We start from the raw sequence: 14,369 nt of genomic DNA, 5'->3' as shown, positions 1-14,369 counted from the left end.
ATGAAGGTGGCGCTGTTGTGTTGTTACCGTTAAATACTCGCATAGCTCACTTCGAGTCCGAATACTTCCTTCACAAGCGTACTTGAAATGACTTCTGACGGCGAGCCTTCAGCGACCAGTTGGGCCTTGACGCAGAGTGAAGATATAGTCCCCATATCGCGCGCTGACAAGTTGATATCGTGAAGTACCATCACAATTGCGATTATGGCGAAGAGGATTTAGATGAAGATGCTGATCATTAAATTTATTATCTCGTAAGTAATCGTTTGCAATAAATTACTTTAATTAAATATATTAAATGAGCTATCATTAAAAACTCATCTACTAGACGTATTATTTTAATTATCAATTCTAAAAATAATTGTAATACTGAGTTCAATTACTAGTACGCATTTTGCCGATTTATTATCAAACACCTCCATCGTTTTCTATCATAACCCGTTGATTATAACCATCTTTAAAAAGTAAATCCTTCCTTAGTAGCTCCATCACACATAGTTCTTTTGGATCGTATTTTTTATAAAATTATTAATAAATAGGTATTTATAATAAATATTATTGATGATTACATTTATAGGTTGAAAGTCACAAATCTCTATTGTATGATCTATTCGCATACGAACATAAGTCCTTAATTTCATTAATAATTGGAAGGTATAAATAATTTATTATTAGTACCACAAAAATTGTTTCCATTAATGATGAATTATTTTCATAATTACATTGGAGGTAGTTTCTACTGGAAAAATTCAAACAAACCCACTTTCGATTAGGCGGCGCTGATGGTTTTAGAGCAATTGCATGTCTGTTGGTTGTTATTGTTCATTTAGTGGGTAATATGTTTAGAGAAGGTCAAGCGCCGTGGCTTCAAAATGTATTATCGTTTTTCTCTATGGGAAACGTAGGGGTAAGCATTTTTTTCGTGCTGAGTGGTTTTTTATTATCGTATCCGTTCTGGAAAAAGTATCTCGAAGGGGATGCCTTTCCAAGCATAAAGCAATATGCTCTAAGACGATTTGCACGTATCGCACCAGGTTATTATGTTGCTATTATTGTTGCTGTTATAGCAGCTAATCATTTTGAGCTTGTTACGGAGCACTTTTGGGCAAGATTAATTGCAGGTATAACCTTTACTTCGGGATTTCACTATATCACTTTTTTTCCGAGTGAAATGAATGGGCCATTATGGTCGATTAGTTTTGAAATGTTTTGTTATTTATTAATGCCACTATTTATGTTTGCTCTATTTCGCTTTTTTGGTAAAAATCGTTCGTTCTTAACAGGAATATTATTTTGGATAGGTGTTTTTTTCCTAATTCTTATACTCAATCAATTGATTCATTCGTTGTTCGTTTTGAGCGAGGAAGGAAGAGGTTTTCAGTATGGGATTATAGGCGGGGCAAAGTTTTGGATGCCTAATTATAACCCAATAGGATTATTTGGCCATTTTGCGCTTGGCATATTCGCTGCTGGAGTATCCGTACGATTGTTTCAAGTGTCAGAGAAAACAAAACGATTCAAACATTTTGGAGGATTTGATCTGTTGTGTTTGGGGGCGTTGTTCTTATCCTTTGCTCTCCTTGGGATCATGCGATATTTCGGGGAGTTTGACTTTAGTTTGCAACGTCAACCATTTTATTTCCCAATGTATGCAACTTTTATTGCAATTAGTTTGTGCACGGCTGCACATACACGCTGGGCTGCAAAAATATTAGATAATCCGTTTTTCAGATTTACATCCAAAATCTCGTTTGGTTTATACATTTGGCATTATCTAATTATGCGTGTTTCTTCACTAACTTGGGCCAAAGAGTATAGATGGATGAATATGACAGATTTAGGCAAGTGGGCAAGCATATCACTGGTTATATTAGTAGTGTCTTATGTTTTTGCAACAATTTCGTTCTATTTAGTAGAGAAGCCGGTACTTGATTGGTCACATGGAAGGAGAGGTGTTTTTAATAAAAGGAGAGAGACGGGGTTAGGGGCTTAAGCTTATTACAAACTAAGTTTAAAAACTGACTGCCCCACTGTGGGAGCAGTCAGTTTTATTGTGATAGTAAAATAATTGAAACTGAGTGTTACGGCTTATAGATCTAAATGTGCATGCTTTTATTCACAATCGACACAAATGGAAGGTAAGTAAAGGTCGCTTGTTATCCGAACTATTATTACTGCTACAGTCGTTACTACTATTTGTATGGTAATATGTTGTGTTGTTTTCTACTGTATAATTCTTCTTAGTATATGGGGTGTATTTATATTGATAGTCCTCTACGAATACGATGACTGAAGTAAGGTAATAGGCCTGATGGAATACCAATAAACAGTAGTATGACAAATAGTGAAATGAGTGTTACATCTAAAGTTACTGCCTAAGTGAAAAAGTTCGTAATGAAAAATAGGATGATTTAAATTTATACTATTAACATTCCATTCAATACGGAGTTGGTAATTCCCCCCAGACAGTCCCATAACCCACTTCTGTACCGAATGTTATGAGACGAGGTGATTATTAATGATATCCAAAAAACATTGTTTGTTTTGTAATGAACTAGTGACTGTGGAGCGTAAAGGTGTAGTGGATCAGTTTACAGCATGCATGTGCTCACCTGACGGTTATTACAGTCTTGATGAAGATACGTATTCACAAATCAACGCTTTTCCTTATGCGAAAAAAAGGAGATTGTTGCCGTTTGTTTCTGCCTATATTCGGGAACAGTCTACAAGTCAAGGGTCTATTCATCTTACGTTAGAGGAAGTAGAAGCAATCGAGACGCTACCGTCCATACCTGCAACCTTAGAAGAAAAAGGTAAGCGGTTGTTGATTCATCTATATCATCTTACTGACGTGGCATATGAGGCAACCAATCTCCATCCTCTATCGCAACATTACAATTTGACGTATTCCACAAATCTCCAAGAGTTTGTATACATTATTGAGCTTTTAAAAGAAAGCGGAATGATCGAAAGGGAAGGTTCCGTATTAAAGCTCACTACTTTAGGCTGGAGTGAAGCAATGGCATTGGCTGGTGGGAAGAAGAGTAAGTCATGTATTGTACTTCTGAGCAGCAAAGTTGACATTAGCGAAGAATGGACTGCAAATGTGTTGCCGCGTATTGAGCAATGCGGATACCGAGTGGAGTTAATTTCGCTTTCTACACTTAGAAAAATGGATGAGACAGTGCTGAGTCGAATATCCGAAAGTAACCTAATGATTGCTGATTTAACAGAATCTGATCCGGAACTATATTTTGCCGCTGGCTATGCAGAACGAGCTACTGTCCCAATTATTTGGACGATTAGAAGTAATGAAGCAGAGCAACTTCGTGCTCAAAGTGAATGGATCAGACCTCTCATATGGGAAGATGCAGAGCAATTGATGGACCGATTACAATTCAAACTAGAATGAAAATCTTAATTGTACGCATCGGAAAAGGTCGTCTTATCGTGTCTAAACAAGACATGTGGGACGACCTTTCTATTTATTTTTATTAGAACGATTTCACGTTGACGTTAACAGTTTGAATTTCCCATACGAAGTCTGACCAACCTGCGTCTTTATTCGATATTATTTAACCGCTACAAAGTTACTAGAATTTGCATTAATATCTTGCACCACTACCTCGATGTTTTTCCAAGCAACATTAAAACTAATTTTATCTTGAATGTACGCGAGGAATTGTTCATTAATTGTAGTTACCAGTTTAGTTGTCACCTCACCGGATAAATCAAATGAGTATGCTTTAGTTCTAGGATTGCCAGTTTCCATGAAGGACTCTAACTTGAAATCACCAATTTTAACTAGATCTGGGTAAGTTACGAAACCGTTTAAAAGTACTTTTTCGTTAATAAATGTGGCTGCTTCCTTGCTCATAAGGTAGGTAAGTAATTCCCATACTTCTTCGACGTGTTCGCTAGTTGAGTCTATAGAAAACTGACTTGTCATTAAGTAAGGATTCGAAGTTGGGTTAGATGGATTAGAAGGCAAGTTTGAAATTGCTAAAGTTTCCGCACTAAAGTTGTTGGCTATATAGTTATATATTTGGCTTGCGTAAATAAGGCTTATTCCGATGCGCACAAGGTCAGAGTCAGCGGGCATAAATGGATCAGATCTGAGCACTTTATTTTTGCTGTCATCGAGCACGTTTTGAGCCAAATCACGCCATTCTGGTTGATCAAATAATAACTGTCCATCGTTATTAATAAATGGAAGTCCATTCATTTCTTCGCCAATACTTTTGATCGAATAATACCAGCTGCCCGTTGGATAGTTGTAACCAAATGAACCGATGTTTTTTTCTTTTAGCTTAATTGCACTTTGACGAAGTTGTTCAAATGTCATCGGGCTTATTGGTTCAGGAACCCCACTATTCTGAAATAGCTTACGATTAATGAAAAGTACTCTCCGGTCAAATGTTGGTGAAATTGTATACAAGGTGCCATCATCTCTAGTAGATGAAGCTATCATATGTTGCTGTATTTCGTTTAGTTCAAGTTGATTTCGATCAATAAGCTGCTTTATATCGAAGAGCTGATGATCTGGAACGAACATAGTTGGCACAATGTGTTGATAGAAATCAACTTGTTTTTCCGTAATAATCTCACTTATACGTGCCATTCTTTTCGTATGGTCAGTAAACCCTTCTTCTCTCATAATATCATCGACTGCAATCACTTCTAATGTAATATGAGGAAACTTCTCTTTGAGATGATTGATTAAGTCTGTAGAATTAGCTTTTGAATAGGTCATCATTTTAATTGTAACTTCATCTTTTGTTTTATTTCCGATTCCGATTGAGGAGCAACTTGTAGTTAATATAGAGATCAATAAGGCAAAACTGATAATCGTTAAAAGTTTACGCACGGATAGTACCCCCTATGTAATAACTAATATGTTCAGATGCTACAAAATGAAATTTCTTTATTTGTACATTAGCATTAAATGTGGATACAACCTCCTTTAAGTAGAAAAATATGTATATTTTTATAGTACTTCTATTCAAATGAGCTAGTCAACAAAAGGCCTCTAAGAATCGCGTTGTCTATCTTCTGATTCAAAAGTTGATTGGTTGGTTAAGTATAGATAGGAAATGATAAATATACTAAAAACACATTTAATAGGAGGAAACAAAATGAAGATGAATAATGGAAAAGAGAGAGTGACGAAATTGCTACTTACAGCTACAATGTGTGCCATATTGATATTTAGTACAGCAGCTTGTAATAATGGAGGAGCAAACAATGCTAGCAATGGTGCTAACAATAGTGGAACCAATAGTCCAATCGTAACTGGTGACCCGCAAGTGCCATTAGAAACCGAAGCACCGGAAGATAGCACGATGACACCGTAAGTGATTACTATCTAATTGAATATAATAGAGTGGACAAGCTCTTTTATTGCAAATTCGAGTTTTGAATTGCTGCGATAGAAGAGTTTTGTTTTTTTGGCTACATACACGATGGCATAAACAAACGGGCAGCCTCAAGTAGATTTCTCTACTATTGAGACGACCCGTTGTTATGACCTGCCAGTTTTTAGAACATCGGAAACACGTATTTCACTAAGAAATAAAGTGATCCAAAGAAAATTAACAGATAAGCGGTGTATTTAATAAGGGTGGAGAGCACACGACTAGAATCAGATTTTTTCTGAATTTGGCGTTCTTCTATTTCAACGTTTTGTCCTGATGAGTTCATATCAATCACTCCTTTTAGTTGTTGTTATAAGTTATTACCCCTTAATTATCTGATTGAAACGATATGTAATAAAAAAACAAATAAGTAGGGGTTTACAATGTTAACGTTCTAGTGTACTATGTAACTAAGACACTAACACATGGAGGTTATGATCAATGAAAACAGCAACACAAGCGAACGGATCAATCGTTCTTCAATTAGATCGGGTCACGAAACGTATTGGCAACAAGACGATTGTAAATGATCTGTCATTTACGATGTCAAAGGGTGAAATTGTCGGACTGCTAGGACCGAATGGAGCAGGTAAAACAACTACGATTCGTATGATCGTTGGGTTGATCAGTATGACCGAAGGCGACATTCGTATTCGCGACTATAGCATTAAAGATAATTTCGAGAAAGCAATTCGTCACGTAGGCGGCATTATTGAAAATCCTGAGTTCTACTCCTACATGACAGGAATGGATAACCTGAAGCAATTTATGCGGATGTCTGAGGGTGTGACGGAAGCAAGAATCAAGGAAGTAACGAAGCTTGTTGGCCTCGAGTTAGCATTAGACAAGAAAGTAAAAACGTACTCACTTGGTATGAGACAACGTCTTGGTATTGCACAAGCTTTGCTCCATAACCCATCCATTCTCATTTTGGATGAGCCAACAAACGGTCTTGACCCAGCAGGTATTCGTGAAATGCGTGGTTATATGAAAGAAATTGCTGAGAAGGAAGGCCTTGCAATATTAGTATCCAGTCACTTGCTCTCCGAGATGGAACAAATGTGCAACCGAGTTGTTGTTGTTCAGGAAGGTAAGCTAGTAACTGTTCGTTCGATCGGTGAAGAAAAACAATCGGAGCCGCAAGTAACGTTGTCTTTGCAAGTTAGTGATGTTGAATTGACTGAGCAAACACTTAAAGGTCAAGCGGGAGTTAAGTTAGAAGGAACTGCAAACGACCGAATTACGATTACGTTGCTGCATGAAGAAGTTCCAACTGTTGTAAAAGCTTTATCCAATGCCGGAGTTGGTATTTATCGTATGGAAGAACAGAAAACAACGCTTGAAGATCAGTTTATGAAATGGACGGAGGGGAACCGCATTGCTTAAATTTAGCGGATTGTTAACAAATGAATGGTTGAAGATGTACAAGAAAAAATCGTTTTTCATCTTTTTCGGAATAATGGCACTGTATGTTGCTATCACAACTTATGTTGGTCACCGTTGGTTGGAAGATAATACAGCATTGACCTTTACAAATTTCTTTATATCGCTTTCTACTGCTGGACAACTGTTGCCAATCATTGCTATTATAGCAGTTGCGAGCATTGTGCCTCAGGAATTCCAAATGGGTACGATTAAACAGTTATTGATCCGTTCTCACAGTCGTAACAAAATATTAGCGTCTAAATATATTACTGCATTATTTTTCTCTGCTGCTTTAATTTTAACGACACTTGGTTTATTGCTTATTGGTGGAACAATCGCATACGGTTTCGGTGGCGACACGGCTGTGTGGAGAGACATCGCTCAAAATGTAATGTACTTGACTATTTACACATTCACTTACGTTACTGTGACATTTATGATTAGTGTACTAACGAAATCAATTGGAGCAACGATTGGTATAACAATGTTTAGCACAATGATTGGTGGGCTATTTACACTACTTATGTCTAAATATACGTTCTTGAAATTTACGTTATTCCCTCACGTAGACTTGTCTCCGTACAGAGACGGTGGAGTCATTATGGAAGGCATGTCACTTACTTTTTCTGCATCTGTAATCGGTGTTTATATTGTAATCTCATTGTTGGCAAGTTTTGTCACATTTAGAAAACGTGATGTTTCCTAATGATAGTAGTAGAGGGGCATCTAAAAGGAGCATAGCCCATTGTGACTATTGAGTTCGATAATAATCTACCGATCTATTTGCAAATTATGCATTATATGAAGAAGCAAATAATTATTGGAAAGCTGGGTCCCGGTGACAAGATAGAGTCTGTACGGGATCTAGCTCTAGAGTTGCAAATTAACCCGAACACCATACAACGTACCTTTCAAGAATTAGAGAGAGAAGGCATAGTGGAGACGAAGCGCGGACTTGGTCGATATGTGACGGATAAGGAGTCAACAATTATGCGAATCAAGAAGGAAATGGCGGGAGAGCTGCTTGATCGATTTGTGACCGGGATGAAGGAACTAGGGTTCAGTAGCAAAGATATTATTTCATTAGTAACTGACTCGGTCAATTCAGATTCAAGCAGCAAGGAGGATTTATAGCATGCAACCAATTCTGGAATTGTCGTCAGTCACAAAAAAATATGGTGCTAAGCTCGCTTTGGATGAAGTTTCATTCAAAGCGAGCCCTGGCCGCATTATCGGACTGCTTGGCAGTAACGGCAGTGGTAAGACGACATTGATGAAAATCGCTTCAGGACTGATGCAGCCAGCTTCCGGCGTAGTGCGCATTTGCGGCGAGCCTGTTGGTTCTCAATCAAAGGCGATGACTGCTTTTATGCCGGATAAACCTCTAACTGAGCCATGGATGCGTGTTCAAGACGCCATTTCTTTTTTTAGCGATTTTTATTCCGACTTCGACCGAGATAAGGCAAAAGAGATGGTATCTTTTATGCAGCTTAATAGCCGCGAGAAGATCAGTTCATTATCTAAGGGGATGAATGAACGTCTTCAGCTAACCTTGACTTTATCACGGAATGCTAAGCTCTATTTGCTTGATGAGCCTATTGGCGGGGTTGACCCTGTTGCACGGGAGAAAATTTTGGACGCTATTGTGCAATACTATAATGAAGAGAGTTGTCTAATTGTTACGACTCATCTCATTCATGATATTGAACGGATCTTTGATGAAGTGGCGTTTATTAAAAGTGGAAAGCTTATTATGCACGAGGAAGTTGATCATATTCGTATGACCTACGGTAAGAGCGTGGTTGATATGTTCAAAGAGGTGTATGCGGAATGATCAAGTTACTGAAATATGATTGGAAACGAAATGCTACCGTAATTTGGTCTGCAACTGTCATCTTGTTGCTGGTGTTAATTGGACTGACGACAGTTGGTTCACTTAGAGATTGGGAAGTTGATATTGTCATTAATTTTTCTATTTTAGTATTCGCCATGAGCGGATTATTGGCGTTTTTAATGGTTTGTCAGACGTTTAATTACAATATAAAAGCATATAGCCGAAGATTACTTCCTTTGCCTACGATATACACAATTGTTTCTCCTATAATATTGTTAATATTGGTTCAATTATTTATTTTTTTATTGTTTATTGCACATTTGATCATTGTACAACTTATTTTCGTCGATTACGATGAAATAATACTAAGTACACTTAGAGAACAAAACTTTTTGGAATTAATTAGTATCGTTCTTAGTGTTGGTTGGGCAACAATTGTCGCTACTATCATGATCTTTTTCAGTATTGCGATCAGCAAAACGATTGAGGGAAGAGGCGGTACATTTCTCGGTATATTCGTTTGTCTGTTGTTATTTATTTTGCCACCGTATTTAGCGATGATAATACTACCGGGTTTTGCGACAGAGAATCAATCATTTAGTTTCTTTAGACTGGAGTCGATTAATTCTGCAAACGGTGCAGTACACTATAATATTGTACCATTTGAGAGTGCCCAGTTATTAGTGTTGTTGTACGATAGCTTGATTTTAGGTGCCCTCCTTTATGGAATCGTATATATGATGAAGAAAAAAATAAAATTGTAATACTCATTTGAGTTAGATTATTGTAAACAAGCTCCTTATTGGTCTCGGTTTGCATAGGATGGAGTAATGAAGCCTATGTAAATGCAGGGAGGAGCGGGTTATGAATAGGCGTACAATGAACATCATTTCAATCGTCTTGTATGGCGTCGTTGTGATCGTGCTTACTGTTAGTTCAATTATTCATTGGGGGAACTGACTCGCTAATGCAAAGGCCGAAACCTCCTCTATTATGGTTTCGGCTTATTTCCATTAGATGGAGTCATCCCGACTTGCAAGCTTAAGTCTGCGATAATCTTTTGGCGACATCCCTTTACTTTCTCGAAAAACTCGGGAAAATGTGGGGTAAGAGCCATAACCAACTTCCATCGCAATTTCCGCTATATTCATTTCTGTAGAAGCGAGTAAGCTACAAGCGTGTCGAATTCGCAAATCCCTCAAGAAATGAACAAAGGTTTGCCCCGTTGTTTCTTTAATAACTTCGCTGATTCTTGACACACTCATTGAATACCGCTTAGCCAAAGAGGACAAAGCGATCTCATCTTGATAATGCTGGTGTATAAAATGGATAATAGGCCAAACGGAGGCACTACGTTTTCCTTCCACCATCGTTTGAGTTGATTCCGGATTCTTTTTTTGCCGCGCTCGATCAAATAACACTAATATTTCTTTTAGTCGTTGTTGAAGCATAACGCTCCTCCAAGGAAGATTGTTATTATACTCTCTATACATATCTTCAACTAAATGCCGCATACGTTCATTATCAGCTTCACTTAACTGGACGTAAGGAGCGCCGCCTCGTTCAATTAACGTTAGCAACCCCTCATTAATTCCGGACTCTAACAATAAATCCATGCCAAACATACAATTGTATAATATGAGCGTGCTGCCTGGCTCTGTGAATAGTTCATGCACCTGATAAGGAAGAACAAAAGTGAACGTGCCTGCTTGCATAGGATGTTTTGCTTCATTTATCGATTCAAAGCCATTTCCATCGATAACGAATGAAAATTCTAGAAAGTCATGCCGATGCGGACGAAAGCCTCTTGGAAGCCGATTGAGGCTTATATGCAGAGGGTTGGATGTGTTCATATTTGGATACGTTTTCAAGTAATCTGGAAAGTAGGTCATAAATAAAGGACTCCTTCGAAAAAATGAGATGTTTTCCGAAAAATAAGCACGATTTCTCATCCCATTTATTTTAACATAAAGACCATAAAGCGAGATGCTTCTAGTTGAACACTAACGGAATTATATTGGGGAGGCGCAATTATGGTTAACGAAAATAAGATTAAAATAGGTGTAATCGGGGCTGGGAATATCGGTGGCGTTCATCTTCAGCAGTTCGCGCAATTGTCCGATTACTGTGAATTAACGGCTATTACAGACACGAATCTACAGTTGGCGCATGAGAAAGCTGCACAATACGGAATACAACAAGTAACAGGGACTCCTGAAGAGTTGATCATGAGTGAAGAGGTTGATGCGGTCATCGTTGCAGTTCCAAATCAATTTCATGCACCATTAGCGATTCAAGCGATTAAAGCGGGCAAACATGTATTGCTTGAAAAACCGATGGGTATTAACGGCGATGCTGCACGCCAAATTGTAAAAGCAGCCGAACTTTCGGATCGTGTTGTAATGGTAGGACATCAGATGAGATGGGAATCGATTCCGATGCAAATTAAGGAGCAGATTGATCGTGGTGAGCTTGGTAAGATCTATACAGCTAAAGCTGGTTGGTTCAGACGAAAAGGGATTCCTGGTTGGGGAACATGGTTCACTCGAACAGATCAGTCTGGCGGAGGTCCGTTAATTGACATCGGAGTGCATATGCTTGATTTAGCTCTATATTTGATGGGGAATCCGAAGCCGGTTTCGGTATTTGGTGCTACTTACGCTGAATTTGGCCCGAAACGCAAAGGAATCGGTAATTGGGGTAAACCGGATTGGAATGGCATTTATGATGTAGAAGATTTGGCAACCGCTCTTATTAAAATGGAAGATGGCAGCACATTGTCGCTTGAAGTGAGCTGGGCTGTCCATATGGATACGGACAATTTACCGTTCGTTCATCTTATGGGCGCTGAAGGTGGTGCGAGCTACAAGGGAGGCACGGGCAAATTGCTGACAGAGAAATTTGATCGCCCTTATGAGACAGTGCTTAGCAAGCCTGACAACGATGAAGGCGAGCGACTTCGTCTTAGCCGCCACTTCTTAACTTGTATTCGTGAAGGTATTGAACCAATTACTTCTGTACTGTCTGGCTATACAAATAATCTTATTCTTGACGCTATATATGAATCATCTCGCAGTGGGCATGAAGTTATTTTGAACTGGGACATGAAGAAGTAAAGCGGGAAAAATAGGAGGTTAGTCCAATGTTGAGAGGAATAACGAGTGCAGGACTCGGCAAGATTGAAAGTGATGCGCAGTTAATCGAGCTTGCTGGTCGATACGGCTTTCAAGCAGTTGATTTGGATGTGCTGACTTTGACAGAACGTTACGGTATAGAAGGTGCTCGGCAATTATTAGAGACAAATGGTGTTGTCATTGGTTCGTTTGGCTTACCGGTAGAATGGCGATCAACAGAAGAGAAGTTTTTGGAAGATTTCCAAAAACTTGCGAGTTACGCGGCTGCTGCACAAACATTTGGTTGTACTAGATGCTGTACCTTTATTTTGCCATCAACTGACCACGATTCAGCACATTTTATGGCGCTTGCAATACGTCGGTTGCGTCAATGTGCTCAACTACTGAATGTGTATGGTATCCGTCTTGGGCTTGAATTTGTAGGTCCCCATCATTTGCGGACAAGATGGCGCAATCCATTTATTTGGACGATGGAGGAAACATTGGACTTCATCCGTGCAATTGATGAACAAAATGTTGGTTTGCTGCTAGATTCTTATCATTGGTATACGACTGGTTTAACGCGTTCTCATATTGAGTCACTAAGAGCAGAACAAATTGTCCATGTACACATTAATGACGCACCAAATGTAGCTATTGAAGAGGTGCTTGATAATGGCCGGATTTATCCAGGTGAAGGAATCATCGATTTAGTTGGATTTTTACAGAGTTTACAGACAATTGGATATACGGGGCCAGTGTCTCAAGAAGTTTTAACTGGACAGGCTTTAGCGGAAACACCCCAGCAATTGATTGCCCGATCTAAGAAGGGTTTTGATCTAGTGTTTGCTGGTGCAGGTTTATAACAATAGCAATGCAAAGAATTGTTCATCCGGTTTACCGGAAATGGACAATTCTTTTTTTGTTGGCATAACGTCACCGCTAACTACAAATAATGTAATCGAAGGTAACATAGTAGCCCGTGGCAATCTGTAGTCAGATTGTATGTGCTGACCGTTTGGTTCAGTTTACAGCCTAATACAGCGACCGCAACGGTTAAGGAGGAAATTAAATTGGCGTCTAAGGATTCAAAAGCTAATCGTTATAAGAAGATGTCGATGTCACCACAAGAATATCAGGCATTTGCCAAAGAGAAGGAGCCTCCCCGTTCCATCTTGGGTAACTGCTTAAAAGCATTTATTGTCGGAGGTTGTATTTGCATCGTAGGGCAAGTCATAACGGAACTCTTCGTTCATTTGATGAAAATGACGCCAGAGCAAGCTGGTAATCCTACAGTTGCTGTATTAATTTTAATATCCGTTATTTTGACGAGTCTAGGTGTATATGACAAGCTAGCACAATTCGCAGGCGCTGGCTCTGCAGTTCCGGTAACAGGATTTGCGAATTCAATGTGTTCGGCTGCCATTGAGCATCGTAGTGAAGGATTAGTACTTGGCGTCGGTGGCAACATGTTTAAACTTGCTGGAGCGGTCATTGTATTCGGAACTGTAGCGGCGTTTTTTGTAGGTATCGCCCATCTTATCTTAGGCACCGGAGGTCAATGATATGTTAATGGGCAAGCAGTCATGGTGGTTCAACAATAAGCCGGTCATAATTGGTGCTGCAACTGTTGTTGGTCCTGATGAAGGAGAAGGTCCATTGGCTGCGGAGTTTGATCTTATTCATCCGGAGCTTGATATGGGTCAGAAAAGTTGGGAGAAAGCGGAGCGGCTGCTTTTGGAACAAGCATCTGAATTTGCGATTCAAAATGCTGGAATTGAAAAAAGTGATCTTCAATTTTATATCGGCGGAGATTTAATGAATCAAATCATTAGTAACAGCTTCGCTGCAAGATCACTTGGAGTACCGTACATCGGAGTATTCGGTGCCTGCTCGACGTCTATGGAAACACTAGCGCTCGCTTCATTACTTGTTGATAGCGGATCGGCGAATTATGCACTAGCCGGAACATGTAGTCACAACTGTACAGCAGAGAAGCAATTCCGATATCCGACGGAATATGGCTCCCAGAAGCCACCCACTGCACAATATACGGTGACAGGGTCTGGTGCTGCTGTTGTTGCAGCAACAGGAGATGGTCCGGTCGTTGAGTGTGCAACAATAGGTAAAATCGTTGACCTGGGTATTAAAGATCCATTTAATATGGGAGCAGCAATGGCACCTGCGGCTGTTGATACGATACAAGCCCACTTTAACGATACAGGTCGTTCACCAGGTGATTATGATTTAATTGTAACTGGAGATTTGGCAGGTGTGGGCCATCCCATTGCAAAGGAATTGTTACTTCAAAATGGTGTGCCAATGGATAACACTGTATTTAATGATTGTGGGCTTATGGTTTATGACGTTCAGAAGCAAAAGGTACAAGCAGGCGGAAGCGGCTGTGGTTGTTCTGCTGTAGTTACGTATGGACATTTATTGAAACGTCTTAAGAAGGGGGAACTTAAGCGTATTCTCGTTGTAGCGACTGGCGCTTTGTTATCCCCGTTATCTTTCCAGCAAGGTGAGAGTATTCCCTGTATTGCTCATGCGGTTGCCATTGCTGCGGGAAAGGAGCAATAA

General features: G+C 39.3%; 15 protein-coding genes and 1 pseudogene. 12 read left to right on the top strand and 4 right to left on the bottom strand.

Features of this window, described 5'->3' with window-relative positions; translation table 11 throughout:
* Positions 1 to 29 precede the first annotated feature (29 nt).
* Positions 30 to 197 (bottom strand): annotated as a pseudogene (locus I6N90_RS24640) (ABC transporter ATP-binding protein); the annotation flags it as partial.
* A 542-nt stretch (positions 198 to 739) separates the two neighbouring features.
* Between I6N90_RS24640 and I6N90_RS04365 the strand changes: the two are divergent.
* Positions 740 to 1,993, top strand: coding sequence for an acyltransferase family protein (locus tag I6N90_RS04365; protein ID WP_197934800.1), 1,254 nt, complete (start codon positions 740 to 742; stop codon positions 1,991 to 1,993).
* Between the two features lie 265 nt (positions 1,994 to 2,258).
* Here the strand turns inward: I6N90_RS04365 and I6N90_RS25390 are convergent, their stop codons facing one another.
* Positions 2,259 to 2,351 (bottom strand): hypothetical protein, encoded by a 93-nt coding sequence (locus tag I6N90_RS25390; RefSeq protein ID WP_197934799.1) that lies wholly within the window; start codon positions 2,349 to 2,351, stop codon positions 2,259 to 2,261.
* A gap of 167 nt (positions 2,352 to 2,518) precedes the next feature.
* Here I6N90_RS25390 and I6N90_RS04355 point away from each other — a divergent pair, with 167 nt between their 5' ends.
* Entirely contained in the window at positions 2,519 to 3,412 is an 894-nt protein-coding gene (locus tag I6N90_RS04355) for a hypothetical protein (protein ID WP_197934257.1), read from the top strand.
* A 159-nt stretch (positions 3,413 to 3,571) separates the two neighbouring features.
* Here the strand turns inward: I6N90_RS04355 and I6N90_RS04350 are convergent, their stop codons facing one another.
* The gene (locus I6N90_RS04350) at positions 3,572 to 4,867 is read right to left on the bottom strand and encodes an ABC transporter substrate-binding protein (RefSeq protein ID WP_197934256.1); all 1,296 of its coding nucleotides are present in this window, start codon (positions 4,865 to 4,867) and stop codon (positions 3,572 to 3,574) included.
* A 268-nt stretch (positions 4,868 to 5,135) separates the two neighbouring features.
* Between I6N90_RS04350 and I6N90_RS04345 the strand changes: the two genes are divergently transcribed.
* The 6 genes from I6N90_RS04345 (at position 5,136) to I6N90_RS04320 (ending at position 9,437) form a co-directional block, all read left to right on the top strand.
* Positions 5,136 to 5,354, top strand: coding sequence for a hypothetical protein (locus tag I6N90_RS04345; RefSeq protein ID WP_197934255.1), 219 nt, complete (start codon positions 5,136 to 5,138; stop codon positions 5,352 to 5,354).
* A 501-nt stretch (positions 5,355 to 5,855) separates the two neighbouring features.
* Complete coding sequence (locus I6N90_RS04340; protein WP_197934254.1) at positions 5,856 to 6,800, top strand: ABC transporter ATP-binding protein; 945 nt, start codon at positions 5,856 to 5,858, stop codon at positions 6,798 to 6,800.
* On the top strand, positions 6,793 to 7,545 hold the full coding sequence (locus tag I6N90_RS04335) for an ABC transporter permease (protein ID WP_197934253.1): 753 nt from the start codon (positions 6,793 to 6,795) through the stop codon (positions 7,543 to 7,545). The genes I6N90_RS04340 and I6N90_RS04335 overlap by 8 nt, the downstream gene beginning before the upstream one ends.
* 41 nt (positions 7,546 to 7,586) lie before the next feature.
* A complete protein-coding gene (locus I6N90_RS04330) occupies positions 7,587 to 7,973 on the top strand; it encodes a GntR family transcriptional regulator (protein WP_197934252.1) in 387 nt (128 codons plus the stop codon).
* Between the two features lies 1 nt (position 7,974).
* A complete protein-coding gene (locus tag I6N90_RS04325) occupies positions 7,975 to 8,673 on the top strand; it encodes an ABC transporter ATP-binding protein (protein WP_197934251.1) in 699 nt (232 codons plus the stop codon).
* Positions 8,670 to 9,437: a hypothetical protein gene (locus I6N90_RS04320; protein ID WP_197934250.1), complete on the top strand. Its 768-nt coding sequence runs from the start codon at positions 8,670 to 8,672 to the stop codon at positions 9,435 to 9,437. Before I6N90_RS04325 ends, I6N90_RS04320 begins: the two co-directional genes overlap by 4 nt.
* A 249-nt stretch (positions 9,438 to 9,686) precedes the next feature.
* On the opposite strand, the gene I6N90_RS04315 is transcribed toward I6N90_RS04320, so the two are convergent.
* The gene (locus I6N90_RS04315; RefSeq protein ID WP_197934249.1) at positions 9,687 to 10,565 is read right to left on the bottom strand and encodes an AraC family transcriptional regulator; all 879 of its coding nucleotides are present in this window, start codon (positions 10,563 to 10,565) and stop codon (positions 9,687 to 9,689) included.
* Between the two features lie 141 nt (positions 10,566 to 10,706).
* On the opposite strand from I6N90_RS04315, the gene I6N90_RS04310 reads away from it, so the two are divergent.
* The 4 genes from I6N90_RS04310 (at position 10,707) to spoVAD (ending at position 14,369) form a co-directional block, all read left to right on the top strand.
* Positions 10,707 to 11,789, top strand: a complete 1,083-nt coding sequence (locus tag I6N90_RS04310; protein WP_197934248.1) for a Gfo/Idh/MocA family protein — start codon at positions 10,707 to 10,709, stop codon at positions 11,787 to 11,789.
* Between the two features lie 26 nt (positions 11,790 to 11,815).
* Positions 11,816 to 12,652: a sugar phosphate isomerase/epimerase family protein gene (locus tag I6N90_RS04305; protein ID WP_197934247.1), complete on the top strand. Its 837-nt coding sequence runs from the start codon at positions 11,816 to 11,818 to the stop codon at positions 12,650 to 12,652.
* A 246-nt stretch (positions 12,653 to 12,898) separates the two neighbouring features.
* Complete coding sequence (gene spoVAC, locus I6N90_RS04300; protein WP_197934798.1) at positions 12,899 to 13,351, top strand: stage V sporulation protein AC; 453 nt, start codon at positions 12,899 to 12,901, stop codon at positions 13,349 to 13,351.
* Position 13,352: 1 nt separating this feature from the next.
* Complete coding sequence (gene spoVAD, locus I6N90_RS04295; RefSeq protein WP_197934246.1) at positions 13,353 to 14,369, top strand: stage V sporulation protein AD; 1,017 nt, start codon at positions 13,353 to 13,355, stop codon at positions 14,367 to 14,369.

The organism is Paenibacillus sp. GSMTC-2017, from assembly GCF_016019935.1.
Classification (GTDB): domain Bacteria; phylum Bacillota; class Bacilli; order Paenibacillales; family Paenibacillaceae; genus Pristimantibacillus.
The sequence above is the reverse complement of the archived record's forward strand: the minus strand, read 5'-3'. Positions and strand labels throughout refer to the sequence as shown.

Bases quoted from the DNA above. Each gene is read 5' to 3' on its own strand.
- I6N90_RS04325 (WP_197934251.1), top strand. From the start codon at position 7,975: ATGCAACCAATTCTGGAATTGTCGTCAGTCACAAAAAAATATGGTGCT.
- I6N90_RS04305 (WP_197934247.1), top strand. From the start codon at position 11,816: ATGTTGAGAGGAATAACGAGTGCAGGACTCGGCAAGATTGAAAGTGAT.
- I6N90_RS04320 (WP_197934250.1), top strand. From the start codon at position 8,670: ATGATCAAGTTACTGAAATATGATTGGAAACGAAATGCTACCGTAATT.
- I6N90_RS04345 (WP_197934255.1), top strand. From the start codon at position 5,136: ATGAAGATGAATAATGGAAAAGAGAGAGTGACGAAATTGCTACTTACA.
- spoVAD (WP_197934246.1), top strand. From the start codon at position 13,353: ATGTTAATGGGCAAGCAGTCATGGTGGTTCAACAATAAGCCGGTCATA.
- I6N90_RS04340 (WP_197934254.1), top strand. From the start codon at position 5,856: ATGAAAACAGCAACACAAGCGAACGGATCAATCGTTCTTCAATTAGAT.
- I6N90_RS04355 (WP_197934257.1), top strand. From the start codon at position 2,519: ATGATATCCAAAAAACATTGTTTGTTTTGTAATGAACTAGTGACTGTG.
- spoVAC (WP_197934798.1), top strand. From the start codon at position 12,899: ATGTCGATGTCACCACAAGAATATCAGGCATTTGCCAAAGAGAAGGAG.
- I6N90_RS04310 (WP_197934248.1), top strand. From the start codon at position 10,707: ATGGTTAACGAAAATAAGATTAAAATAGGTGTAATCGGGGCTGGGAAT.
- I6N90_RS04315 (WP_197934249.1), bottom strand. From the start codon at position 10,565: ATGACCTACTTTCCAGATTACTTGAAAACGTATCCAAATATGAACACA.